This window comes from Planobispora longispora, assembly GCF_016863135.1.
In the GTDB taxonomy this organism is placed as follows: Bacteria; Actinomycetota; Actinomycetes; order Streptosporangiales; family Streptosporangiaceae; genus Planobispora; species Planobispora longispora.
In genome coordinates, this window is record NZ_BOOH01000052.1 from 23,002 (window position 1) to 48,938 (window position 25,937).

20 protein-coding genes and 1 pseudogene are annotated in these 25,937 nt (G+C 63.4%); 10 read left to right on the plus strand and 11 right to left on the minus strand.

The genetic code is table 11. The features are described from left to right. Positions 1–49: 49 nt before the first annotated feature. The 6 genes from Plo01_RS30910 to Plo01_RS30935 are packed head-to-tail and all read right to left on the minus strand — an operon-like array spanning position 50 to position 3,756. A complete protein-coding gene (locus Plo01_RS30910; protein WP_203894264.1) occupies positions 50–2,311 on the minus strand; it encodes a P-loop NTPase family protein in 2,262 nt (753 codons plus the stop codon). Continuing rightward, entirely contained in the window at positions 2,308–2,667 is a 360-nt protein-coding gene (locus Plo01_RS30915; RefSeq protein WP_203894265.1) for a hypothetical protein, read from the minus strand. The genes Plo01_RS30910 and Plo01_RS30915 overlap by 4 nt, the downstream gene beginning before the upstream one ends. A 33-nt stretch (positions 2,668–2,700) precedes the next feature. Further along, positions 2,701–2,892, minus strand: a complete 192-nt coding sequence (locus Plo01_RS30920) for a hypothetical protein (RefSeq protein WP_203894266.1) — start codon at positions 2,890–2,892, stop codon at positions 2,701–2,703. 6 nt (positions 2,893–2,898) lie between these two features. Then, a complete protein-coding gene (locus Plo01_RS30925) occupies positions 2,899–3,135 on the minus strand; it encodes a hypothetical protein (protein ID WP_203894267.1) in 237 nt (78 codons plus the stop codon). After that, a complete protein-coding gene (locus Plo01_RS30930) occupies positions 3,136–3,501 on the minus strand; it encodes a hypothetical protein (protein WP_203894268.1) in 366 nt (121 codons plus the stop codon). It abuts the gene before it with no gap. Positions 3,502–3,507: 6 nt separating this feature from the next. Continuing rightward, positions 3,508–3,756: a hypothetical protein gene (locus Plo01_RS30935; protein ID WP_203894269.1), complete on the minus strand. Its 249-nt coding sequence runs from the start codon at positions 3,754–3,756 to the stop codon at positions 3,508–3,510. A gap of 671 nt (positions 3,757–4,427) precedes the next feature. Between Plo01_RS30935 and Plo01_RS30940 the strand changes: the two genes are divergently transcribed. Continuing rightward, positions 4,428–5,798 (plus strand): NsdA family TPR-like regulatory protein, encoded by a 1,371-nt coding sequence (locus tag Plo01_RS30940; RefSeq protein WP_203894270.1) that lies wholly within the window; start codon positions 4,428–4,430, stop codon positions 5,796–5,798. A 5-nt stretch (positions 5,799–5,803) separates the two neighbouring features. Continuing rightward, positions 5,804–6,709 (plus strand): phosphotransferase family protein, encoded by a 906-nt coding sequence (locus tag Plo01_RS30945; RefSeq protein WP_203894271.1) that lies wholly within the window; start codon positions 5,804–5,806, stop codon positions 6,707–6,709. Here Plo01_RS30945 and Plo01_RS30950 read toward each other — a convergent pair. Both Plo01_RS30950 and Plo01_RS30955 read right to left on the minus strand, forming a co-directional pair. Then, entirely contained in the window at positions 6,704–7,174 is a 471-nt protein-coding gene (locus tag Plo01_RS30950; RefSeq protein WP_203894272.1) for a GntR family transcriptional regulator, read from the minus strand. The genes Plo01_RS30945 and Plo01_RS30950 overlap by 6 nt on opposite strands. A 98-nt stretch (positions 7,175–7,272) precedes the next feature. After that, complete coding sequence (locus Plo01_RS30955; RefSeq protein ID WP_203894273.1) at positions 7,273–7,563, minus strand: hypothetical protein; 291 nt, start codon at positions 7,561–7,563, stop codon at positions 7,273–7,275. Positions 7,564–7,660: 97 nt separating this feature from the next. Here Plo01_RS30955 and Plo01_RS30960 point away from each other — a divergent pair, with 97 nt between their 5' ends. The 3 genes from Plo01_RS30960 to Plo01_RS30970 all read left to right on the plus strand — a co-directional run bounded on the left by Plo01_RS30960 (position 7,661) and on the right by Plo01_RS30970 (position 17,189). After that, complete coding sequence (locus Plo01_RS30960; RefSeq protein ID WP_239317405.1) at positions 7,661–7,909, plus strand: GntR family transcriptional regulator; 249 nt, start codon at positions 7,661–7,663, stop codon at positions 7,907–7,909. Between the two features lie 347 nt (positions 7,910–8,256). Further along, a complete protein-coding gene (locus Plo01_RS30965; protein WP_203894274.1) occupies positions 8,257–16,704 on the plus strand; it encodes a LamG-like jellyroll fold domain-containing protein in 8,448 nt (2,815 codons plus the stop codon). A gap of 38 nt (positions 16,705–16,742) precedes the next feature. Beyond that, entirely contained in the window at positions 16,743–17,189 is a 447-nt protein-coding gene (locus Plo01_RS30970; RefSeq protein WP_203894275.1) for a hypothetical protein, read from the plus strand. A 214-nt stretch (positions 17,190–17,403) separates the two neighbouring features. Here the strand turns inward: Plo01_RS30970 and Plo01_RS41515 are convergent. Then, positions 17,404–18,473, minus strand: a protein-coding gene (locus Plo01_RS41515; RefSeq protein WP_444980770.1) for an IS630 family transposase whose coding sequence is annotated in 2 segments (ribosomal slippage) — positions 17,404–17,975 and positions 17,975–18,473 — 1,071 coding nt in all. Because the reading frame shifts where the segments join, the coding sequence is not laid out codon by codon here. A 174-nt stretch (positions 18,474–18,647) separates the two neighbouring features. Next, a pseudogene (locus Plo01_RS30985) lies at positions 18,648–18,806 on the minus strand (IS5/IS1182 family transposase); the annotation flags it as partial. 290 nt (positions 18,807–19,096) lie between these two features. Between Plo01_RS30985 and Plo01_RS30990 the strand changes: the two are divergent. The 4 genes from Plo01_RS30990 to Plo01_RS31005 all read left to right on the plus strand — a co-directional run bounded on the left by Plo01_RS30990 (position 19,097) and on the right by Plo01_RS31005 (position 23,750). Then, positions 19,097–19,705: a recombinase family protein gene (locus Plo01_RS30990; RefSeq protein ID WP_203894279.1), complete on the plus strand. Its 609-nt coding sequence runs from the start codon at positions 19,097–19,099 to the stop codon at positions 19,703–19,705. Then, entirely contained in the window at positions 19,702–21,114 is a 1,413-nt protein-coding gene (locus Plo01_RS30995) for a recombinase family protein (protein ID WP_203894280.1), read from the plus strand. Before Plo01_RS30990 ends, Plo01_RS30995 begins: the two co-directional genes overlap by 4 nt. An 850-nt stretch (positions 21,115–21,964) precedes the next feature. Then, on the plus strand, positions 21,965–22,708 hold the full coding sequence (locus Plo01_RS31000; protein ID WP_203894385.1) for a polysaccharide lyase family 8 super-sandwich domain-containing protein: 744 nt from the start codon (positions 21,965–21,967) through the stop codon (positions 22,706–22,708). A 208-nt stretch (positions 22,709–22,916) separates the two neighbouring features. Beyond that, positions 22,917–23,750 carry a hypothetical protein gene (locus Plo01_RS31005; RefSeq protein WP_203894281.1) on the plus strand — a complete coding sequence of 278 codons (834 nt, stop codon included), beginning with the start codon at positions 22,917–22,919 and terminating at the stop codon, positions 23,748–23,750. A gap of 174 nt (positions 23,751–23,924) precedes the next feature. On the opposite strand, the gene Plo01_RS31010 is transcribed toward Plo01_RS31005, so the two are convergent. Beyond that, a complete protein-coding gene (locus tag Plo01_RS31010; RefSeq protein WP_203894282.1) occupies positions 23,925–24,425 on the minus strand; it encodes an NUDIX domain-containing protein in 501 nt (166 codons plus the stop codon). 436 nt (positions 24,426–24,861) lie between these two features. Between Plo01_RS31010 and Plo01_RS31015 the strand changes: the two genes are divergently transcribed. Next, positions 24,862–25,881 (plus strand): ABC transporter substrate-binding protein, encoded by a 1,020-nt coding sequence (locus Plo01_RS31015; RefSeq protein ID WP_203894283.1) that lies wholly within the window; start codon positions 24,862–24,864, stop codon positions 25,879–25,881. Positions 25,882–25,937: the final 56 nt, after the last annotated feature.

Consider the following 25,937-nt stretch of genomic DNA (forward strand, 5'->3'; position numbering starts at 1 on the left):
GGTTGCTACCGGTAGCAGGGGTGACTGCTACCGGTAGCGGCCGTGCGGGTCAGTCGGCGCGTCCCTTTCGGTCACGCTGGGCGATTGCGGTGGTGAGATCGGCCAGGCGGATCCCGCGTCTGGTGCGTTGTTTGCCGTCTCGGCGGCGGCTGATGTCGCGGACTTTGACGCCGTGGGGCTTGAGGGCGCTGGTGAGTTGTTCGGACTGCCAGCCGTCGTAGATCGCTGGCCGGAGTTCGGCCAGTCGCGCGCACAGCGTCTCGTTCCATACCGCGTCGTGGCCGGCGGGCCAGACGTGCGCGAGGTCGGATAGCAGGTCGTAGGCGGGTGGTTCGGGCCGGGTCTGGGTGTCGGGTTGGGGCATGGTGCCCGCCGCGACCCGCATCTCGATCGCTCGTGCGATCACCTGTTTGGCCTGGTCGGCGTTGACTTCGAAGCTGCGGCGGGCGCCGGGCTTGCCCACCCCGACGACGATGCCCCACCCGGCATCGCCCGGACCGCTGTCATCACCCGGCTCGAAGACGGTGGCGCGATAGCCCGCCTGGTGCATCCCGGTGCCCAGGATCATGTCGTTGGCGACGTGATCGCGCACCGACATGCATACGCGGGTGTTGACGTTGCGGGTGATGCCCGGGGGCAGGCTGTTTTTGTCCGGGATCTGGGTGTCGAGCAGCAGAATCACGCCCAGGGCGCGCCCGAGCTTGATCACCTTTTCGCACAGCTCCCCGGCTTCGCTGCCGTGGTCTTTGTGCTGGAACAGCTCTTGGGCTTCGTTGAGGAAGACCACCAGCGGATGCAGTCCCGACCCTTTGCGGGCGGCTAGCTCCGGGGTGACCTTGTTTTCCGGGGCCATGCCCAGGGCGTGGTAGTGGGCGATCTTTGCGGCGCGTTGCTTGCATTCGCTGTGATACAGCCACCGGATCAGGGCGGCAGCCTTGCCGATGGTCTCGTCATCCTGGCCGTTGCCATACTCGGCGCAGACCGGCTCGACCACCTGGAAGTCGGCGACGCCCTTGAACTCATATCCCCGCAGCTCGGCGCGAGGGTCGAGGCTGGCGGCCAGCACCAGCAGGCGCAGCAGGTTCGTCTTACCCGAGCCGGGTTGGCCGCCGATCAGCCAGTTCCGGAAGATCAGGATGGCGTTGACGATCTCCATGCGGGGCGTGGTGAACAGCGGGAAGGAAGTGAACACATCCACGTTGCCGCTCTTGAGCAGCGGCCAGGGCGGTTGGGTCATCTTGCCGGCCGGCTGATAGCCGACCCACAGCGCCAGCCGCCCCGGATGGCCTGGGGCGACCTCGGGCCATACCTGATCCAGCGGCAGCCGCAGGCCCGAGGCCAGCCGCCCGCGTCGCGCCACGACGTCGGCGGCTTCGACGCCGTAGGGCAGGTCCACGATGGCCAAATGCCCCGGGCCGTCCCGGTGGATGTCGGTGGGGAAGCTGATGGCGTGCTGATCCTTGGCGACGGCTTGATTGATCGCCGAATGCCCGATGCTGAGCAGGGCACGCCGCACCAACTCCGCGGTGAGCTTGCGATAGCGCGGCCCGTGGCTGACCCGATCAGTGATCGGCTTGTCGGCCGGACGTCCCGCCCGGGCCAGGAGCGGCACCAGCACGGCCAGCAGCGCCCAGTGCACCCAATCGGGCACGGTGACATCGGCCAGGACCACGGCCGCCACGGCGGTTGTGGTCGCCACGACGGCTAGCAGCAGCACTGTCCAGCGCCAGCGCGATTGCCGCTCGCGCTGCTTGTCGAGCTTGAGCCAGGTCATCGGGTCGTTGCGATCGGCGGCGGCTTGCCGCAGCGCCCAGTTGCCCTGCTCCGCACTGGCCCAGCGCAGCACGCGGGCGATTGCGGAGAACAATCCAACGGGCGCATAGATCAAGGCCTTGGCCGCGTACTTGGGCAGGCGAACGGCGTGGTAGCCGATCACATAGGCGCTGTCCTTGACCCACCACGCGAGCATGGCGCGTCTTCCGGCACGGCTGCGCATCCATGAGGGCAGGATCGGGGCACGTCCCCGACCGGTCGCCGACCGCTCGGGGGGTATGGTGTCATCGTCCGGGCGATCGACCGGCGGACCGGGCACCGGTTGGGTATCGGGGACCGATTCTCGATCGTAGAAGGCATCTTCGGTGTCGTTGTCGAGGTCAGGGACATCCGGTCGGCGGCCGGCGTCCAGGCTGATCACTTCGGCGTCGCTGTCCTGATCGGATTCCGGGTGCTGGTCACTCCAGGCGAAGCCTGCCAGCGGGCTTGCCGGGGGACGCTCGGGGCCGTCGTCGGGGACGGATGGGTGCCGTGTCACGAGCCACCGTCCCGAAGAGCGTGCTTAGCGGGTTGGGTCCGCGCGTTTTGGGCGGACAGCTCATCGCGTAGGTAGAACAGCGGGTCGGCTTCCCCATCGGCGTGGGCGCTCAGCGTGGCTTGGGCGGCGGCGATGAGGTTCGCTCGGCTGAGTCGCATCCGGGCCATCTCCACGCGGAGCCGGGCGATCTCGGTGACCAGGACTGGTGTGTCGTCTATGGCGGCGGTGATGAGGTGCCACAGGTCGCTCAGGATGACGGTGGAGTGGGCGAAGGCGGTGAGGAGTTGGCGGGCGGTGTGGTTGCGGTCGATGATCTCCTGAAGGTCGTGGTCGGGGTACGGGTGGCTGTGGGGCACTGAGGCATCACCTCTTTCGGGTCGGGGGACAGGTCAGGGACCGGGGGTGATCCAGTCCAGGAACGCCTGTAGGGCGCGGTCGATGTCGGGGGCCAGGGTGGTTGCGGCCAGCAGGTAGCCGAACACGGCACAGATCAGCGCCATCCACAGGCGCAGCTTCAGATAGCGCACGGCCAGCACCACGGCCAGCCCGAGCAGCACCACCAAGGGAACCGAGACGGTCATGGGTCATCACCTCCATCTGTCGTAGTCGGGCTCTGATCCGGATATGGAGTCCTCGGAAGGATCCCGAAGACGGGCGTAGATGAGCAGACGTCGTGACAGGTGCTCGGCCTCGGTACGGGGACCCTGGTGGGGTTCGCGGCTGCGGTCGTCGGCGTGGATGCCCCAGACCAGGACCACGAACAGCACCAGCGCGGCCAGCGAGGCCATGACGGCGAGAATGGTGATCACTAGGGGGATATCCATTCAGGCCCCCACTGGTGGATCAGTTGAGATGTTGTCGCGGTAGGAGTCCTGTGCGGCGCGGCGGTCTCGTGCCGCCTGTGTGATCAGAATGGCTTCGTAGCAGACCGTGCCGAAGTCCGCGCGTGCGACGTGATGCCCATGCTCGACCCTGAGGGGGACGCCCAGCAGGGTGGCGATTCGCGCGACTTCGATGATCGCTTCGGCCTCGGTCGTGGCGTCGGTGTCATAGAGGGGGTAGACCGACATCCGCACCGATCCGTACCGGGGGACGGGCACCTCCGGATGGCGCTCCAAGAACTCAGCCAATCCTCGGAGATCGGCGATCAGTCGGTTTCGACGGGCCTCAACGGGTACGTTGTAGATCATGTGAGATCACCTCCCCTCGCAACGGGCTGCGGTGGTGTCGCGATGGCCCGACGTGCGGGCGGGAAGGTCGTCGGGATCACGGTCGGGGAGGGTGAGGTACAGGCCCATGAGGCGGCGGCTGAACCGTGCCAGGGCCGATGGCTCGCCGTACAGGCGGCCGTGCTTGTCCTCGTGCTTCATCACCAGTGACGCGAGGACGATGACGAGGGGGACGAGCAGGACGCTTGCGACGACTATGACTACGACGGCTACCAATCGGCGTCCCCCTCGCCGACGTCGTAGGGGGCCTTGCGGCGGTTCCAGCGGCCCCGTGCTGCGCATTTGCGGCAGCAACGGCTTCTGCGTTCGACGAGCGCGCCGCATCCGCATCTACCGGTGAATTGCTGTCCGTGCGGAATTCGCATGAAAGATCACCTTCCTTCCGTGTTGACGGTCGGCCAGAGAGCCGTTCTCTCCGTGCCGTGTTCGAGAAGGTCTGCCAGCACATGCAGACCAGCGCTCAGCACAGTGATCAACCCGCTGCTCAGGAAGCAGGTGAGCAGGTCAGTGCACTGATCCATGAGCTCAGCGGTGGCCCGGACTCCGGTGATCACGTAGTCAGACGGATTCACGACAGGATGGGACATGTCGAGGGACTCCGAGTTACGCTTGTCAAGCTCTTGGTGTCTACTCATCTGGGCGGGTCGCATGGTGAACCAGTCGCGACAAGTCATGATTTCTCCATTTGAAGTAGTGCGCTTAACCCGGTCGCCGGATTTCCTTCTTTCTGTGGAACCTGACCGGCTGTGTTTTCCTTTGCACACCTAATTCAACGGAGATTAGGCAGGACATTCCATGCAGCGGCAGCGCAGGAGCAGTGCAGGACCGATGCAGGAAGGATGCATCGGTCCTGCAACCCCAGAGACGGGTACCGCTGAGGGGGCCCAGTGATTGAGGTTATGGATGCCTGGACAGGCAAGAGCGCAAGTGCGCTTCAGGCTTCATTGCGTATGAGCAACGAGGCATTTGCCGGTCACCTTGGGATTGGCGTTCGCACAGTCGCTTCCTGGCACGACAATCCGGAGCTAAGCCCACGACCGGACATACAGCAGCTCCTCGACATCGCCCTTGAAAAGGCTCCGCAGAGCGCAAAACTTCGGTTCGAGATGCTGCTTGGGAAAGACCGGCCCAATTCTGCTCATGAAGCTTCCCCGGCACAGCCGCTTGTGGTGACGGGGCCTGGCTTGACTCTGGACGGATATATTCCGAGCCAACAGGGCGAAGAAATCACGCGTCGCGTTCTCTTGGGCCAGACGTTGGCGGGCGTAGCCCTATCCGGGTTTTCACTCCTCGGCATGGCTGAATCCATTCGGCGAGAAATGGAGGACACCCTTTCCGCGGGAACGGTCTCGCGCTCTCGGCTTGAAAGAATCGAAGAAACAGTTGAGTCGCATATCCGGATATATACGACCACCCCGCCGATGAGTGCCCTAGCGGGTGTATTGATGGATTTCAGTGACGTGCGAAGGCTGTGTGCCGAGCGTCAGCCGACAGTGATTCAAGCGCGGCTATGCGAAATCGCAGCGCTCCTCGCGACTCTAGCTGCCGATTCACTCATGAAGCTGGGGCGTATAGGAGAGGCGCACGCATGGTATGGCACAGCTTGCGTTGCAGCAGATGACAGCGGAAATCGCAAGCTCCAAGCGAGGGTGCGTGTTCAAGAAGCCATGCTGCCTTACTACTATGGCAGCCCGTCGGATGTTATTCGGCTCGCACGTGAGGCACAATCGCTGGTTGGCGGAACTCCGTGCGCAGCCGAAGCGTTAGCCTTCGCCGCCGAAGCAAGGGCTCTTTCTCGGCTGGGGGCTGGGCCTGAAGCCGAGGCCGCAATCATGCGCGCTAGCAACCTCGTTGAGTCCATGCGTGAACCAGACAGCAACGAAGCGTTCAAATTCGGTGAACGCAGATTGCTGTTCTATATGTCAAGCACGCTGTCCAACCTGGGAGAAACGATCCGAGCAAATCGCATACAAGAGCAGGCCCTCAAAATATACGGAGAGTCGGTCAATCTCATAGACCCCGTGTTTATTCGTCTCGACCAGGCGCAATTGCTAGCCCACGGCGGAAACATCCAAGATGCCGTTTCGCTCGCATGTGATTCCTGCCTTTCGCTGGACCTTGAGCACCGCACACCGATTCTTGCAGCACGGGTTCGGCAGCTCGTTGAGCAGATGGTTCCACTCAACGTCACCGCATCGCAGGAGCTTGCCGAATTCCGGCGAGTGATGCTCCTCGCCACATCAGAAAGGCAGTATTGATCTCCGTGGACAGCAGTCAAAGAATGTTGGCCGTCGACTCGTTCACCCCGGAAAACACGAGTAATCTACTCAAGAGAGTCTGTGATCGTGTTGGCTTCGATCCGGTGGAGGCCGCACTTCTCCGTCATCAAACGAACGCCGTGTATCGGCTCGCTTCTGACCCTGCCATCATTAAGATCGCGCGCCCCGACTACAGCATTGAGGAGATTCAACGGACTGTCGATCTCACAAGATGGCTGACTCGGATGGGATTTCCGACACTACCTCTTATGGATATCGAACAGCCAATCATCATCGATGGACATGCCGTTACGATCTGGCCCTATCTTCCGCAGAGTAGACCGATAGGGACCCACGAGTTGGCGGATCCGCTATTGGCTCTGCATGGATTGCAGTCCCCTCCGATAGCTCTAGAGCCATTCGATGCAGTGGCGGCAATTCGCTACTCGCTTGAAGCTGAGACGCTACTCGCTCCCGAGGACCACGAATTCCTTTCAGGGCGCTGCAATGATCTGGAGGTCGACCTAGAGTCGGTTCATTTTTCAACCACTCCGCGCCTCATTCACGGCGATCCTCAACATGGCAACGCCCTGATAGGGAAGAGTGGAATTGTTTTATGCGACTGGGACAGTATCGCACTCGGGTATCCCGAGTGGGATCTGATAACCATCGAAATCCATAGTCGCCGTTTTAGCCATCCCGAGCAGGACTATAGAGAGTTCTGCAGGATCTATGGTCGTGACATACGCGACTTCGATGGGTATCCCGTTCTGCGAGATCTCCGTGAACTGCGAATGATAACCACTAATGCAAGGAAATCCCCACCTGGCTCACGGTCCGCGCACGAGGTTCAAGAACGAGTAGCGCAGTTACGCCGTGGCGAAGGAGATGCGGCCTGGTCAATTCTATGAAGCGTTAGAATCCCTTTCCGGCCTCTCCGGGAAGCTGACATAGCGACCGCTGCCGTGCCGCGCAACGACCAACCTCTCTTGCTCAAGATTGTATAGCGCGCGGCGCACAGTATTTCGGGATGCTCCATACTGCCGCCGAAGCGCTGCCTCGCTGGGAACAGGAGATCCGGGAGGAAATTCACCTTGCTCGATCCGTTCCCGCAAGTCATGAGCGATCTGCTGATGGCGATGCAGTATGGCCGTCGATTTCCCTTTAACTACGCGGCCTCTGGCTGGAATCGTGATGACCAGCCCATCGGATTCGATGAGAGAAAGGGCACGTCGGACGGTGGTACGCCTGACGCCAAAATCCCTACATAGAGCCCACTCGGATGGAATGAGGTCGCCGGGACTGTAGTGTCCTGCCGCGATCCGCTCTCGCAACCGGTTTGCGATGGCAGCGAAGTCCGGTGGAACAGTGTTCATGGTTGGCGGTCCCGCGCTTTCCCTCCGCGAAGAGCGCGAGACCGCCACCGGCCCGTGGCCGCTGGTGACGCAGCTTTCGCCACGGCCCGGAGTCTTTGCTACCTGGCTTGACCAAAGAGGACCTTCCACCACAGTTCCTCGGCCTGTCTCATCGGCAACGCGTCGGTCTCAAGGACGGTGGTTTTCCCCTCGCCCAGTCGATCTGTGAGGCGGATCCATCCGAGCCCACCTGCTGCGCAGAGCTCAAAGATCCTCGCGCGGCATTCGCAGGTATGCCGCGTCACGCGGATCCGGGCGAAGCGCCTGTCTGCCTCACGCCAGACGATGCGGTCGGCGTTCGCTTGGCGAGTCGCGGCATGGGGGCCATGAAGCTCGTCGATCTCGCTCATGGGGTTCACCATGACTGCCACTGTAGTACACCATGCTATAGCTCGCCAGGCATGTTATATCTCGCCTAGTGAGGTATAGCCCACTTAGCGTGTTCGTGTGGTTGATCAGGAGCGCGAATGGAAGCCTGGAGTGCCTCGGTGGGTCCAGGTGTACGAGATCCTCAAAGAGCAGATCGAAAGCGGAGAACTCGCCCCTGGTGATCAAGTGCCGTCAGTGCTGAGACTCCAGCAGATGTACGGCATCGCCACGGCTACCGGCCAGAAGGTACATCGCGCACTGCGCCAGGATGGGCTCATCCGTACAGAGCCCGGCATGGGCAGCTTTGTTGTAGACCGCGCCGGATAGCGGGAGGCAACGCCTACCCTGATGGGCCACCAGTGGCGTACCTGAAGGAGTGCGGTGACCAGTCGGGAAGTCCGGTTCTTCGGGCCCAACGGCCGCTGCTCCTCGATGCCAGCACATGATCACGACGCTGGTGTTGTTCGGGAACGCTGGTTGCCGTACCCGCGACACATGTCTTATTTGTTACTTATGTAGATCTTGTGGTGCAGTCACGCCATGTGTACCTTCTGATCGTTTACTGTGTTGATCACTTCTGAATGCTGGTCCTGACCTCCTTCGCGTCAGGCTGGCGGTGGGGGTGATGCGAAGGCGTTGGCCGTCGCGCTGGCTGGTTCGGAGGGTGACGGCGTATGCGCCGCAATGTGTCATGGTCGCGTTCGGCGGGCCGTAGGCGCTGGATGACGGCAGTGCTTGGTGTGATCATGACTCCCGGCTTGCTGATGCTTCACTCACAGCCGGTGACTGCCGCTATGAAATCGACTACTCAGGTGTTGGCACCGCCGGACACTCCCGATCAGCTCACTGGCTCGGCTCGTGGGCTGGTCTCGCTCGTGGATAGTGCCGCGACGACCACCTCGGTAGAGGTGAAGGACACTGGGAAGGATGCTGCGCGGCCGAAGCAGGCCCTGCCGGTGGAAGAGCGCTTCACCGAAGAACGCCCCGCATCTCAGGAGATGCCCAAGACGCCAGACGAGGGCGCTTCCGCCGCACCTGGCCAGCCTGCGGCGGGAAAGGACTCCAGTAAGACGAAGCTGTCGGTAACGACCGCGGCGTTTGAGCGGCGTATCCAGCGCCAGGAGGCGACTGATGCGCGCGCTAGTGCCGCTCTAGCGTCCTTGACCGAATGGTGTGATGACTACCCGTGGTGGGACTCGACCAGGAGCTACCGCTATGGCGACAAGGTCTACTTTAACGGGCAGATCTGGGAAGCACTCGCTATCTCCACACAGGCCGGCCACATGCCGAACTCGTGGTCTGGCCAATGGCTGGACCGGGGAGCGTGTCGGTCTCACCAGTCCCCGTCGGTAAGCCTCAGCCAGCCAGCAGAACAGGCGCTGGTGGAGACCCGGACCCCGACACTGCGGGCCTATGGACACAGCAACGACTCCTACAGCATCGCGGTGCGCTATCAGTTCACCGTCTGTGACAGCGAAGCGATGACCGGATCAGGCTGTACCACATCTGAGACGATGACGCCGGGCACCTGGAGGGATGCCGCCTGGAAGGTACCCGCTGGCAAGCTCGTCTGGAGCAAGCAGTACTGGTGGAAGGTTACCGCCACCGACACCTCCAACAGCATGTCAACGACATCGAGCAAGCGGTCCTTCACCACCGGGGTGCGCCAGCCGGTGATCGGCTCGCAGCTGTCCGCCCGGGGGGTCGACGGCCAGGAGTTTCACCAGATGGCCGGCAACTACACCACCGCGGCCACCGATCTGTCGGTGCCGGTGGCCGGTCCGCCGCTGTCGGTGACGCGTTCCTACAACAGCCTGGATGTGCGCACCGATGGCATCTTCGGCGCGGGCTGGTCCACGCGCTGGGACATGAAGCTGGTGCGGGAGGTGCGCGGGGATTTGGTGACCGCGCTGGTGACCTATCCCGACGGCCGTCAGGTGCGCTTTGCCGCCAACGGCGATGGCAGCTTTCAGCCGCCGCCGGGCATGTATGCCACCTTGGCCCAGACCGAGGGCGGCTGGCGGCTGATGGACAAGTCCGCCACCTCGTATCTGTTCGATGCCCAGGGCCGGGTGGTGAAGATCACCGATGCCCGGGGCCGGGCCCAGGAGCTGACCTACAACGCCGAGGGCAAACTGGACAAAGCGGTCGGCGTCGGGGACCGGTCGCTGACGTTCACGTGGACCGGTGCGCACGTGAGCGCGGTGTCCAGCGACCCGGTGGACGGCAAGGCGATCGTTTGGACCTACCACTACGAAGGCGATCGGCTGACGGCGGTGTGCGCGCCGATCGCGGCGCCGAACTGCACCCGCTATGCCTACGGCAGTGGCTCGCTGTATCGCAGCAGCGTGCTGGATGCCGAACCCTACGGCTATTGGCGGCTAGGCGAGGCCCACAGCTCGGCCGCTGTGGACCTGGGCGCTGGCGCCGGCAACGCCTCTTATGTGAACAAGACCGGCGGAAGCATCGCCTATGGCAAGCCGGGCGCGCTGGCCGGCACCCCCGACACTGCGATCGAGCTGACCAGCGCGGCGGTGCGCCTGCCCAATCATGCGTTGGCCAACGTGGGTGATCACGCGTCGGTGCAGCTGTGGTTCAAAACGGCCGGCGCGGGGGTGCTGATGGCCGCTTCGGCAACGGATGCCTCCCTGCTCAACGGGCCGATGCTGTATGTCGGCACCGACGGCAAGCTGTATGGCTCGTTTGCGCCGACCGGTACGCCGATGGCTTCTGCGGGTGCGGTCAATGACAACCAGTGGCACCAGGTGACGCTGACGGTCGCCGGTGATCAGCAGGCGCTGTATCTGGATGGCCAGCAGATCGGCACGCTCACCCAGGCGGTGAGCACCTGGCGGCCGTATGCCGAGGTTGGCGCGGGCAGCATCACCCAAGGTTCGGCGCCGGGCCTGCCGGCCGGAAGTGGTAGCCAGGACTTTGCCTTCCGCGGTCAGGTCGATGAGATCGCCGTCTACGGCAAGTCGTTGACCGCCACCGAGGTCGCGGTCCACCACGCGGCGCGCACCGAGGCAGCGCACAAGATGGCGACGATCACTTTGCCCTCGGGCCGGGTCTGGATGAGTACTGCCTATGACGCGGGTAGCGAGCGGGTGGTCAGCCACACCGACGCCCAGGGCGGCACCTGGAAGATCGGCGCACCGCAGTACGACCGTGCCACGGGTACTTCGACGGTGACCGTTACCGATCCGAAGAATGGCACGCTGAGCTATGTGTATGACGCCTGGCGTGGCTACCGGCTCGTGAACCGGGTAGACCAATTGGGCAAGGTCACAGCATTCGACTATGACACCGGTGGCTTCCCGGCGAAGAGAACTGACCCGAACGGCAACAGCATCGAGGTAGCCAACGACGCGCGAGGCAATACCATCGCAGTCAAAACTTGTCGAGTGGTGGGAAACTGTCAGACCAAGCACAGGTCGTTCTACCGCAACAGTACCGATGATTTTGATCCACGTAACGACCGAATGGTCACAGCCCGAGATGCACGGTCAGTCAATGCCACTGACAACACCTACGCGACCCAGTGGGAATACACCGACCATGGCGAAGTGGCCAAGATAACTACCCCAGCGACTCCGGACTTCCCCGCCGGTCGATCGGCCACCTACACTTACACCGATGGTACTGAGGCCGCAATCGGCGGAGGAATTACTCCTGGTGGGCTACGCGCATCGGTAAAAGACTCTAACGGCAATGAGACCAGCTACCGTTATACCGTGGCCGGAGGTCTGGCGGAGGAGACCACCCCGTCCGGACTGAAGGTCAAGTACGAGTACGATGCATTGGGCCGTTTGATGGTTCGTACCGAGGTCACGACCGCATATCCGGACGGGGTAAGTACTCGCTTTACTTACAACGCGCTGGGGCAGGTGCTAACTACCACTGCGCCTGGTGTGAAGAACGAGATTACTGGTGTAACTCACACCGCGCAGACTCGCTATGCCTACGATTCGGACGGCAATACGCTGAGCGAGTCAATTATCGATCTGACTGGTGGGGATGTCGAACGGACGATCACTTATACCTATGATGTGGCTGGCCGGGTAGAGTCGGCGACCGGCCCTGAGGGCAGTGTGATCCGCACCACCTGGGATGTCACGGGTTCTCGCGCCTCGACGACCGATGCGATGGGTACGGTGGTTACCTACACCTATACCAAACGCGGGGAACTGGCCTCCACCACTCTGAAGAATTGGACTGGCAGCCCGGTGGCGCAGCACGCACCGCAGGACGTAATACTTGAATCCTTCGCCTACGACCCCGGCGGACGCTTGGCCACCCAGGCTGATGCGATGGGCCGCAAGACCTCATACACTTATTTCGCTGATAATCGGGTCTCCCAGGTCATCGCCGACGATGTGCGACTGAACGGCTCTACCACAGCCACCGATGTAGTATTGCAGGCCAATACTTACGATGCGGCGGGCAATGTGACCCGCCGAGTGACCGGAGGCGGGCAGGTCGTCGTTGAAAACGCCTATGACGCAGCCAGCTGGATGACATCCACGACCTTCGATCCCGCGACACTCAAGCGCAAGACCTCCTATGCATATGATGCGGTTGGCAACATCACAAAGAAGACCTTTACCGGTGCGGGTAACGACCGGGTTGAGGCGGTCGAGTATGCATACAACCCGCTGGGACAGGTGATCCGGCAGACGGTGGAGAATGGTGAGGCTGACCTGGTTTCCAGCTGGACCTATGACGAGCGTGGACTTCTGGTCGAGGAGATCGATCCTCGGGGAAACACCTCTGACGCGAGCCAGGCGGACTTCGCCACCACCCTGCGCTATGACGTCCTGGGCCGACTGGTGGAGATGATCTCGCCGCAGGTGACGATCGAAAAGCACGGCACCGCCATAACTGGGCAGCCCAGCGTCAAGCATGGCTATAACAGCGTAGGCTTAGAGACACACATTGTAGATGCCGAAGGTCGCATCGTTACCTCGGCCTTTGATAGGGCGGGTCAGCTGATCTCGACCACTGGGGCTTCCTATAGCGCCCCTGACCTTGATGCTGGTTCCGGTTCTAATCCGGCTGGAGGAGAGGTGGGTTCGTGGAAGATGGAGGAGGGCACCGGCACCGAGTTGGCTGACGGTTCCGGGCACGGTCGTGGGGCGACGTTGACCGGTTCGATTGCTTGGAGTGAGGGCAAGATCGGCCGGGGGGTCACCTTCGATGCCGGTACGCATGCGTTGACCGCTGCTGCGGTGTTGCGTACTGATCAAAGCTATACCGTCAGCGCGTGGGCCAAGTTGTCCCGGGGAGATGTGAGCTCGGCGGTCGTCAGCCAGGACGGGGCGGTCAACAGCGCCTTCAAACTGGCTTATTCCTCTGGGGACAAAAAGTGGCGGCTTGCCGCTTATGCGGCTGATGCCACTGGCTCCGGTGAGAGCAAGGCGGTCTCTTCGCAGGAGGCTAAGATCGGCGTCTGGACGCACCTGACCGGTATCTACGATGCCCAGGCCCGCAAGCTCCGGCTGTATGAGGATGGTGAACTGGTCGCCGAGAGCGACTACACCAGCAACTGGAACGCCACCGGTGGGTTGTTGATCGGCCGCACCAAGTTCGACGGTGCCTATCAGCACTCCTTCCGCGGCACGCTCGATGAGGTCCGCGCCTACGACAAGGTCCTGTCGGCTGACCAAGTCCGCACTCTGACCGCTACCACCACACCCAAGGTCAGTTACAACTATGACGCCGCAGGCCGCATCATCAAGGTCACCGACCCGCGCGGCTATGTCACCTCCACCGAATACGACGCCCTGGGACGTCCGGTGCGGATGACCGAGCCTGGAGCCTCTGGCCCAGGCAGCATATATACGGTCGAATACGACCTACTAGGCGAGCAACTGGCGGCGGTTGGCCCAACCGGTGCGCGGGCCGAGGCTACCTATGACGACCTTGGCCGCACGATCACTCAGACGGTAATCGAACGCACACCCACAACAGCTGCCTTCACCACCACCTTTTCCTATGACACCGCGGGTAATCTGACCAAGGCCGTCGCCCCCGGTAATAAGACCGCCAGCTACACGGTCAACGCGGCCGGACAGATCACCGCGACTATCGATGCCAACAGTAATGTTGCTACAGCCACCTACGATGCGCTCGGTCGGACGGTGAAAGCCACCGACGCGCTAGGCAATGCCGCTGAGGCCACTTACGACCTAGCCGGGCGGCAGATTAGTGCCAAAAATCTGGACGCTTCTGGGACTGTGCTACGCACAGTCGGCCTCGGCTATGACGCAGCCGGCCACCAGATCAGTCACACTTCCGGCGAAGGCCATGTCACCAGGCAGGAATACGATGCTCTGGGCCGGATGACTAAGCTGATCGAGCCGATCTCCGCTGATAAGTCGATTACCACTACGTTCGGTTACGACGCCAGCGGAGCGCGCACCCGACTAACCGATGGTCGGGGCAACACCACCTGGACCACCTATAACAGCCTGGGACTGGTGGAGTCGGTGAGCGAGCCGCCTACCGCCGCCCACCCCAATGCTGCCGAGCGTACCTGGACACAGGTCTATGACGTGGTCGGCAATAACATCACCACCCTTCAGCCAGGAGGCGTCCGTATCGACCGGCAGTTCGATCATCTGAACCGAGTGGTCAAGCAGACCGGTACTGGAGCGGCAATCAACACCTCTGCACGTACCTTCGCCTACGACGCCACCGGTCGGCTCAGCTCGATCGGTGACTACAGCCTGGTCTACAACGACCGCGGTCTGTTGACGCAACTGACCAAGGCTAATAGTCAGGTTGCCGCCTACAGCTACGACGCTCTGGGCAACCTGACTCAGCGCATCGACCCCACGGGAACGGCGGACTTCACCTGGGATGCTGGCAATCGACTCAAGAGTGCTGACGACCCGGTGACAGGGCGGAATTGGACGTATAACTATGACACGGCTAACCGACTCACGAGTTTGACATCAGCCAACCCGGCTAACACTCAGACTTTTGCCTACGACGCTCTCGACCGGCTCACCACTCAGACCCTGACTGGCAGCAGTGGTGACGAACTTGCGAAGATTGTCTATGAGTGGGACAAGGACGATCGTCTCACGGCTAAGACAACCTCGGGCACCGCTGGCAGAGGAAGTAACATCTACAGCTATGATCGCTCCGATAGATTGACTTCCTGGACCGATCCGGACGGTAAGACGGTCGGCTATGTCTGGGACGAGGCGGGAAATCGGATCAAGGCTGGGGAACAGAGCTTCGTCTATGACGAGCGCAATCGCCTGCTGTCGGGTGGCGGTACTGACTACACCTACACTCCCCGAGGTACGGTCGCTACCGAGACCAAGGCGGGTGTTACTAAGGACCTGATCTTTGATGCCTTTGACCGGCTCATCACCGATGGGGAGTCCTCTTACGGCTATGATGCGCTAAGCCGACTCACCTCACGCACGAAGGGCACCACCCAGCAGCGGTTCGCCTACTCCGGGCTGAGTAACGACCTCAGTGTCATCGTTGATGGTGGCGGCGTGGTCCAAGCCAAATATGGTCGTGACCCCTTAGGGGGCCTACTTGGTTTGGCTGAGGGCGGCAACCCGGCACTGGGAGTACTTAGTGACCTGCACGGCGATGTTGTCGGCACCTTCTCCGGTGCCGCGTTGACCGACTCGATTGCTTATGATCCGTTCGGTCAGGTCACTCACACGTCGGGTAGCAAGCGCCTATTGGGCTATCAAGGCGAGTACACCGACCCAGATACTGGCAAGGTCAATATGCATGCCCGCTGGTATCAGCCTAGTACTGGCAGCTTCGCCTCTCGTGATAATTGGACTCTCACTCCGAACCCTTCGGTCCAGGCTAACCGTTACACCTACGGCAACGCCAATCCGCTCAGCAACACCGATCCCAGCGGGCACAGCGCGGTCGAAACTTATACCGGAGACCCCCAAAGCAGAGAGGCGGGGTGGCAATCGTTCGACTTGAATGGATACCTCGTCGATTACTACGAGATGACGCGGCGTCTTTCCAGGTGGAGCAGGCCAATAAACTCCGTAGGTCCGAATTACGCCTGGGAACACCACTACTATGATGGGCATTTTAAGGATCCAGTCACTCAAGAGGAACGTGACTGGTACAACGAAAACTTTGGCGACTGGACCAGATTTCCGTTGTTTGGTGAAGACGAGGCAAAAAGAATTGGCGTCATGGAAAATGGTAGGGAGGTCGATCAGGCTAACTACTGGGACTCGAACACCTCCGAAGAAGTGCGAATGGCTTACATTAAGCGTTGGAGTCCAGAAATGAGCGAGCGGGAGTTAGCTTATACCTGGACGGCGGTCGGAGGGTTGAATAGCCTTGATCCGAAAAAGGTTGTAGTAGCAGCGGGTGGAGCCGCTTACTATAAAGTTTCTTATTCAAAAACGTTAGTAAAGTTCAAAAATTATAGTTACTTTAAGCATGTTTTGAAGTACTGGCGCACCATTAAGCGGGCCGCCTCTAACCACGGGATCAATAAAAATATTCTAGCAGCTGTTATTATGTGGGAAAGTAATGATGAACATATAAAAAAATATGGCATAGCAGGAGAGGCGTTCGCCTCTGTTTACAGTGATTCTAAGAAGAAGAAAAATGGGGGGTGGGGGGCATCTGTGGGCATCTCTCAACTGGAGCTTTATAAGGCTCGAATGATGCTACAGAAGCATTATGGAAGTAAGACTAATAAGTGGGATCCGGGCAAGGCGAGACTGGGAGACGTTCTGGAAAAAATGCTCGACCCGAACATGGCTATACATCTGGCTGCTGCCTGGATGGCACACCTGAAGCAGAATGTCTGGTTTTACAAAAAGGATGCTAATGGTAAAAAATACAAACATTATCTAGACGATAAAGAGGCCGCAATTGCCTACTGTGGATGCTCTGGAGTGACGGTACATAATCCCGGTAGCGGAAATACAAAGATCGACATCTCAGATTTCCAGACGTGGGCAGAAAGTGGTTTCCAGGACGGGTCGCTCGATGTCACCAATCCAGCACCTGGGATCAAGCGTCGGAGGGAGCTGGAAGAACTATGGGCCCCTGGTGGCGCTGTTGAGCAATACTGGCACTGTATTAGCATCGGCTGGGATAATTGTCATTAAAGATATTATTTATAGGCAAATTAGGTTATTTTTGTAGGATGGCTATCGTCGTCCTCGGAATGGTTCTTGTAGTTTCGGGATGCATGTCATCACCCTCGACGTCCTCAACGCTGCAAGTGCTCCCCGCTGCTCTCGACAGCATTCGCGGCATAGGTGAGCTGCGGGCGGAGACTAGCAGGGAAGATGAGGACGACGGCATAACACAGGTAGAAAATTTATTGGTGATCAGTGTCGGAGCTATAGACGAGCGAGAAGCGCTCGACAAGGCTGCCAGCCTCCTGGTCGCCCGCGGATGGATGATTGTTGCAGAGAATCGACCAGTGATTGTGTCGATGGAGTCTGTCAAATGGGAACACACGCATCTGGCCTTGCGTCCGTTCAGTCCGGACTACTTAGAAGAGTATCCGGAGATCTTAAGAAAACTTGAGATACCCATTGAGGGGGAATCGCTTGTTTATATCGAAGTGCTTGCGACTGCACGGTGACGGCTTTTAAGTTATATCTGCGGTTTGATGTAGCTCACACCTGAGACTGAAAGGTGGGGGTATGGTGGTGCGAGAACGAAGTTGACCTGAGTGATGAAGCCGCCCAGAAAGCTCTGGCGATGCCGTATCCGCTTGAATTTTGTCTTGGTGATGGCGGTGAGTTCGTGGGCGCACTTCTCCCAACGTGGAGACTGCTGAGTTTTAATGTGTGAAGTTACAGTGGCTTGAGGGCCAGGCCGGTCCCGGTCAGGCAACCGTCGATCAGATGCGGCCGGTACTGGATCTTCTTCAGTCCTCGCTTGACCACTCGCACCAGCTCATCCAGGCCGGTCGCCGCGAGGTTGGCCAGCCCGCCGCGATTCAGCAGCGACCAGACGCCCTCTGTCGGGTTGAGATCGGGCGCATACGCCGGAAGGTGGACGACTCGCAGCCAGTCGGCGCTCTCGGCGACGAACTCCCGCATCTCCGCGCAGGTGTGCCGATTCAGGTTGTCCCAGATCAGCACGATCGGCGCACCGAGTTGCCGGTGGGCCAGGAGGACCAGGTCGCGGTAGTCGGCCCAGGTGAAGCTCGCCTTCTCATCCTTGCGCCGCCGATAGACGTGCACCCGATACAGCAGCCGGGATCGGTGTCCGGGCCGGTAACAGGTCAGAGCGGCCACCGAGATCCGGCCCGCGCGCCGTCCCGGCACGTGCACCACCGGCGTGACCCCGCGCGGGGCCCAGGTACGGGCCACCGGCGCTCTCAGCGTCCGGCCGCACTCGTCTTCGAAGCAGACCCAGGCATCCAGGTCCGCCGCGGCCTTTCCACGGCCGGCCACACCTCCGTCTTCCACACCACGATCGCGCTCTCATCGCGCTCGATGGCCCGGCGCGCCGGCACCTGACACGACCAGCCGTGCCGCCGCAGCAGCTTCCACACCCCGGGCAGGGAGTAGCTCAGGTGGAACATCCGGCCGATCACCTTCCGGATGCGGGCCAGGGTCCAGTACTGGTCGTTCCAGCCGTGCGCGGCCGGGCCACGCAGCAGCGCGGCCTCCAGCCGGGCGAACCGCGCCTCATCCAGCACCGGCAGCGAGGCCGGGCCCTTGGAGGCCAGCGCCGCATCCCCGCCGCAGGCCCAGGCGCGGCGCCAGCGGTTGGCCGACATCCGGCTGACCCGCAGTTCCTTGGCCACCTGGGCATCGCTGTAGTCACGGGCGAACAGTTCGGCCGCGCGCAGCTGTACCTGTTCGCGCTTGGCTCGTTGCGCGGCGGTCAGTCCGCCGCCTTGCGCGTACCGCATGCTCTGGGCGTACCACGACAACCCGACGTGGCCACATGATCGCTTAACATCACAAATTAAAGATCAGTGAACCGGGGAGATTCAGGAGGCCGAGGCGTTCTCGGCTGATGAGACAGTCGCGGCCCCGTGGCGGGCTGGCGGTCTAAGGGTGTTTCATGCTGCCTGATCCTGGATTTAGGTGCCGCGCCAGGTGGGGGTGGATTCGCCGGTGAGGCGGCGGCTCATGAGGTCGATCATGGCGATGTGAATCATGGCTTCGGAGCGGTCGGGACGGGCTTCGTAGTCGCGGACCAGACGGCGATGGAGCATTAGCCGGCCGAGGGTGCGTTCCATCGCTCAAGCACACTGCACCTATGGATGGTCAGGAAAGGCAGCAAGGGCCGATAATCGGGCGTGAAGGGCTGCGGCGGCTGGCTGCGGTAGTCGAGCGGCTCCGGGCCCGTGAGGAGGAGAAGTCCTCATGCAACAGGAACGTGACGTCGGCCCCAGAGCAGAGTGCAAACGACGCTGAGCGCCCAGGTATGGGCGAGCTTGCCGGAGGCGAACCGGCGGGTGGTAGTGCAGCAGTTGACGAGACTGGCCGCTGGCGCGATGAGCGCGAAGGCCGGTGAGTGGAGCCGGCCATGACCGCGCTACTGCCCTGGCACAAGGTCACCGGCAAGGTGAGCGATCGGCATCTGCACCGCCTGGCGGTGGTGTATATCCGGCAGTCGACGCGGCAGCAGCTGACCAATCACCCCGAATCGACCCGGGTGCAGTACGCGCTGGTGGAGCGGGCCATCGCGCTGGGATGGGCGGCGGAGCGGATCCTGGTCATCGATGATGACTTGGGAATGTCGGCGACCAGTGCGGTGGCGCGGCGGGGGTTTCAGCGGCTGGTCACCGAGATCGGCCTGGATCACGTCGGGCTCGTCTTGGGCGTTGAGATGTCCCGGCTGGCCCGTTCGGGCAAGGACTGGTACCAGCTCATTGAGCTGTGCGCGCTGTCGGGCGCGGTGCTGGCCGACCTGGACGGCATCTATGACCCGGGCGACTATAACGACCGGCTGCTGCTCGGGCTCAAGGGCACCATGAGCGAGGCCGAGCTGCACCTGATCAAACAGCGGATGTGGAGTGGCCGGATCAACAAGGCCCGGCGCGGTGCGCTGTCCTTCCCGCTGCCCAGCTGGGCATCCGGTTGCGGGAGGGGCCGGACAAAGGCACGCTGGAGTGGCGCAGGCCGAACCGGATGACGCTGCAGACGCTGTTGCACAATCCTGCCTACGCCGGGATCTATGCCTATGGCCGTCGCCGGGTCGACCCACGCCGCCAAGATCCCGCCCGACCTGCTACCGGCCGGGTCGTCCGAGGCAGGGATGAGTGGCTGGTGATGATCCCTGATGCGCTGCCCGCCTACATCACGGTGGCCCAGTTCGAGGCCAACGAGGCGAAACTCGCCGCCAACCGGGCCTGCGCCGAGGCCATGGGCGCGGTTCGGAGTGGGCCCGCGCTGGCCGCCGGGGTGGTCTTTTGCGGACGCTGTCAGCGCCGCATGATCGTGCGCTACCACAGCCGGCACAGCAAGGCGCGGCCCGAGTACGTGTGCTGCCGGGAGGTCACCAACTACGGGGCGGCCACGGCCTGCCAGCTGCTGAACGCGGCCTGCGTGGACGCCTTCGTCGAAGCGCAGGTGCTGGCCGCGCTCGCCCCCGCGGCCGTGGAGGTCTCGCTGCGGGCGGCCGACCAGGTCATGGCCGAGCGGGCCGAGTTGGACACGCTGTGGTCGCAGAGGCTGGAGCGGGCCCAATACGAAGCCGACCGGGCACGGCGCCGCCACCATCTGGCCGAACCCGAAAACCGGCTGGTGGTCCGCCAACTGGAAAAAGAGTGGGAGAGCGCTCTGACTCACCAGCAGAAACTCCGCGAGGAACACGCCCGCTTCATCCGCACCAGCCCGCGGCTGCTGTCTGCGGCCGAGCGACAGAGCCTCACCGCGCTGGCCGGCGATATCAACGGCCTATGGCACGCGGCAACGACCACGATCACCGACCGCAAGGAGATCGTCCGCGCGGTCATCGACAAGGTCGTTGTCGCGGTAATCGGAACCAGTGAACGCGTGCAGGTGACCATCGTCTGGGCGGGCGGCGCTACCACCTGCGGCGAGATCGTCCGTCCGGTGCAGCGGTTGGAGCAGCTGTCTTGCTATTCCCAGTTGCTCAGTCGGATCCGGGAGCTGGCAGGCCAGGGCATCGGCGCCAGTGGGATCGCCGACCGCTTGGAAGCCGAGGGCTATCGGCCGGCCAAGAGCGGCAAGCGGATCACCGCGACCACCGTCCGTGATCTCATGCGCCGTCTTGGCTGCCCCGCAGGCCGGGTTCATCGCCACCGCCCCGCACCTGCCGGCGAAGAGCCCGGTCCGCAGGAGTGGTGGCTCAAAGACCTGGCCGCCGAGCTGTGCATGACCACCTCGACCCTTTACGCCTGGATCAACCGGGGATGGATCACGGTGCGGAGGGAGAGCGACTGGCCGCATCGACTCATCGCCCATGCCGACCAGCAAGAACTCGCTGAACTGCGGGAGCGCCGGACTCGTCCGCCCGGCTGGTACAGCCGCCGCCTCTGGACCGGAAACCACAGCCCGCCGGCCAAACCGAATCCATGAGTGCAGTGTGCTTGACACGTCTCGGCCACCCAGCGCCGGGGCAGCGGGGTGAATCCCCTGGTGGCAGGATCGCGGCGGACGATGTCGATGCTGAGGCTGGCGCCGCACACCTCCGGGCACTTGGTCGTACTCGGAGCATCACGCGGTGGCCGTCTCGCGTCGAGAACCACCCGCCACCGGGTTAAAAGCAAAGTTTAGTGGGGGCGAGCGCGAGTCCGGCCCCGCCGGGGATGTACTGGAGGGTCTGGCGGATGCTCAGGGGGCCGTCTGTCAGGTCCACATCCGTCTAGCGCAGGTCGAGAAGTTCGCCGCGGTGCATGCCGGTGCGCAGGGCCAGCATGACCAGGGCGTGCAGCCGGGAGCTGCGGGCGGCTTCCAGCAGGTGGCGGGCTTCGGCGGAGGTGAGGGGGCGATGCGCTGACGGCGTCCGGCACTGACCTGGACGTTGCGGGCGACATTACGCGGGAGGTCGTCTTCTCGTACGGCTTGCTGGAGCGCCGAGCGGAGCAGGGCGTGCAGGTAGACGATGGTCAGTGGGTACAGGTACTGGCGGTAGCAGTGGTCGAGGGCGCAATGGGGCCGGTTCCGCTCGTCGGCGCCGTTGGGGTCGCGAGCAGCGCCGATGCCTTGGACGCACTAATGGCAGGTAGTGCGGAGCCGTTCGAGCCAGAGGCGGATGTTCTTGGCGGTGAGCCGGTTGAGCTTCTTGGTGCCGGAGTGGGGATCAGATAGAGCCGTACGCAGGTGCGGAGCGGGCCACGGAGGGAGAAGTTCTTTTACCTGCCTCTGACGTGCGGAAACGGCTGTGTTGATGCTCCGATGAACGTGGTGTTGTTTAAAGCTTTCTACCCTGGAGGCGTTCAAGTCGTGGTTCTTCCTCGACGACGCGGTGCTCTGCCTGGGGGCCGGGATCACCGCGGAGGACGGCGTGCCGGTCGAGACCGTCGTGGACAACCGCAGGACCGGCGCGCCCCTCACCGTGGACGCCGCGGCGGGCTGGGCCCATCTGGAGGGGCACGGCGGGTACGTCCTGCTCGGCGGCGGCCCCCTGCGCTCGCTGCGCGAGGAGCGCACCGGGAGGGAACGCCCCGGCCGTCCGGCGGAGGCGACCCGGAGCTACGCGACCCTCTGGCTCGATCACGGCGTCGATCCCGTCGACGCGGGCTACGCCTACCTCCTCCTGCCGAACGCGAGCCTGGCCGGGACCCGGGCCCGCGCCGCCGCCGTCGGCCGGGCGGGCGTGCTCGCCAACACCGCCGGGCAGCAGGGCGTCCGGATCCCGTCGCTCGGGATCACCGCCGTCAACTTCTGGATCGGCGGAGCCGCCGGCGGGCTGACCGCCTCCGGCCCGTGCTCGGTTCTCATCCGGGAGTACGGGGACGGCACGGCCACGCTGACCGTCTCCGACCCCCGGCGTGATCTGGAGGAGCTGACCGTCGCCTGGGACCGGCCGGTGACCGGGGTGCTCCGGGGGCACCGGCTGCTCAGGAGCGCCACGACCGGTGAGGGGCTCATTCTCGCCTTCGGGCGGCTGGCGGATCGGGGCGGCGCCTCCCAGACGGTCACCGTACGGCTCCGGCGGGAGACGCCGTAGAGCGGACCGCGCAGCATCGAAGCACCGGCGCAGTCCCTCGACCGTCTCGGCCAAGCCGGGGGCCGCCGGATCAGGGCGAGGCCGGTGTCCGGATGATGGGCCGATCTCGCAGTTTCCCCTGATATATCCGATCATGTAGGTGTCACCACCCTGACCGCGGTGCGACTTCTGGCGCCATGTCGGGGACGGATCTGAGTGAGGGGACGGATTGCGGAGTCTGGGGCGGCGGCGGGTCGTGGTGTGGGCGGCGGTGGCGACGGTGCTGCTGGTGCTCTGCGGCGGGGCGGCATGGAGTCTGACACGGTTCGAGGCACGTCACGAGGCCCTCGCCGAGCCGCCGGCCGACCTCATGATCCAGCCGGGGGTCTCCGCGGCGGAGGTCGAGGCGGTGAAGGGCGGCCTGCGCGCCGCCGACCGCTATTTCAGATCTGTCCTCGGCACGGGTGTGGACGAGCGCGTGGAGGTTCGCCTCGCCCGCGAGCGGGGTTGCCGGTGGCCGATGAGCGCCACCGGTCCCGCCACCGCATGGGCCGAGTCGCACTTCCTGTGCGTGAACACCATGTCGCCCACCTGGCGTGAGGTCATGGCCGACGACGTCACCGCGGCGCGGAGCATCGTCGCCCATGAGCACGTGCACAACCTGCAAGGGCAGATCGGCTGCCGGAGATCCTCCGACGAACACGAGTGGCTGTGGTTGTTCGAGGGCATGGCCGTGCACCTGGCCTACCAGGCCATGGTGGCCGAGGGCCGCTGGAAGGACGAGGAGGCGCTCGACCAGATCCGCCGGTGGGGAGTGGACGACCCGCAGCTGGGACCGCTGTCGGCCTACGAGCGTACGGGGGCCGGCGCGGGGGATCCGGCCTACGCCTTGTTCCACCTGGCGACCCGCTCGCTGGTCCAGCAGGCGGGAGAGCCCTCGTCCCTGCTGACGTTCTGCCGGCAGGTCGCGCGGGGGCGCCCGTGGCGTGAGGCGTTCGCCGGCGCGTTCGGGCTCTCGGTCGAGGCCTTCTACGCCCGCTTCGAGGAAGAACGGCGGCGGTGACCAGTCGTTCTCCGGCTGACCGTTCGGTTCGCCGGAAAGACCCGGGAGAAATCACCTGACACGAGGGAGGGAAAACGAAGAAGGCGAAGTGGGCGTCCGTTACCGGCTCTACGGGGCAGAGTGGAATCCCCCGCCTCCGTCGTGCCTGTCGGGCCCGCTGTCATTCGCTTGGGGTCACCCGGGCAGGGCCGCCTTCTCGAAGTACTCCGCCACGACCCGCGTGTGCAGCGGGAACGCCAGCTCCTGCGGTCGCTCGACGATCAGCCACTCCGTCGTCTCGGCCGTGGGGGCGACCGGCGGGAGGGCGGCCGAGGCGGTACGGGGGCCCAGCGCGAAGATCAGCACGGTGCCGTCGGGGGCGCTGATCACGTCGAACAGCCGGACGTCGTCCGGGGCGACGACGACGCCCGTCTCCTCCCGGAGCTCGCGGACGGCCGCCTCCTGCCAGGACTCTCCCAGGTCGATGAACCCGCCGGGCAGGGCGAGCTCGCCGCGGCGGGGCTCGACGTCGCGGCGGACGACCAGGAGACCTCCGTCCACGGGCAGGAGGATCACCGCGACCGGCAGGGGGTTGAGGTAGGCGGTGTTGCCGCAGGCGGCGCAGGTGCGCGGCCAGGGCTGGTCGGGGGCGTAGGCCGTGCCGCAGAAGGAGCAGTGCGCGTTCCTGGTCGTCATGATCGCGAGACTAGCAACGGCCGCCCGGGGAAGCCGTCCGCGGGGACCGGCGGGCGCCCCAGCTTATTTCCTGCAAAACCAGTAGGAAATATTGACTTATCCCGTCCCCGGTCGTAAGTTCGGAGCATGAGCCAGGGACTTCGCCTGACCCGGCGCCCGCACGTGGACTTCGGCCACGTCGCCAGCGCGCAGTGTCGTTGATCACGGATCACCGTCCACCCGCGTCCGTCGCATCCGACGAGGACGCACGGCCCTGACGCCGCCGTGGCGCCACTACGGTGCCGCCGCGACGCTCCGCCGCAGCGCGGCCCCTCGATCTTCGCCGTCCCGTGCGTGGCCGACGGCGCCCACGCCTCCCCGTGACCCCCTTTCCCATCGGCATGCCCCGCTCGCGGCGCGGCCTCGCGCGAGCATGCCCTTCCTGAGGACCACTTCCGTGATCAGAACCAGTCATGCCCTCCTCTCCGTCCTGCTGGCGGCCTCCCTCGTCGCCTGCGGCTCGGCCTCCGGCTCCGCCAGACCCGGCGGCTCAGAGGTGACCGAGCTGCGCTACCAGGGCAGCGTCGGCGCCGTCACCTTCCCCGAGCTGGCCCAGGAGCTCGGCTACCTCGGGGACATCAAGCTCAAGTGGATCGGGAACACCATCTCCGGCCCGCAGGACATCCAGTCGGCCGCCACCGGCCAGACCGACTTCGGCGGCGCCTTCAACGGCGCGATCATCAAGCTCGTCGCCGCCAGGGCCCCGATCAAGGCCGTGATCGGCTACTACGGCAGCGACGAGAAGAGCTACATCGGCTACTACGTCGCCGACGGCTCGCCGATCAAGGGACCCCGCGACCTGATCGGCAAGAAGATCGGGGTCAACACCCTCGGCGCCCACCTGGAGGCCGTGCTCAAGGAGTACCTCAAGCGCGGCGGCCTGACCCCGGAGGAGATCGAGAAGGTCGAGCTGGTCGTCGTGCCGCCGGTCAACACCGAGCAGGCGCTGCGGCAGGGGCAGATCGACGTGGCCGCGCTCGGCGGCATCCTGCGCGACAAGGCCCTGGAGCGCGGCGGCGTCACCCCGCTGTTCAAGGACATCGACCTGTTCGGCTCCTTCACCGCGGGCAGCGTCGTGCTCCGCGAGGACTTCATCGAGAAGAACCCGAACACCACGAAGAAGTTCGTCGAGGCCTACGCCAAGGCCATCGAGTGGACCCAGAGCCACTCCCGCGAGGAGGTGATCGCCAAGTACAAGGAGATCATCGCCAAGCGCGGGCGCAACGAGGACGCCAAGACCGTCGAGTTCTGGCAGAGCAGCGGCGTGCACGGCAAGGGCGGCGTGATCGACGCCAAGGAGTTCCAGACCTGGATCGACTGGCTGGAGCGTGAGGGAGAGGTCAAGACCGGCCAGGTCAAGACGTCCGACCTGTACACCAACGAGTTCAACCCCTTCGCGAACGGGAGCACCTCGTGAGCCTGCACACCGCCGAACACGACAGCGCCGAACGCATCACCGCCGGACATGTAACC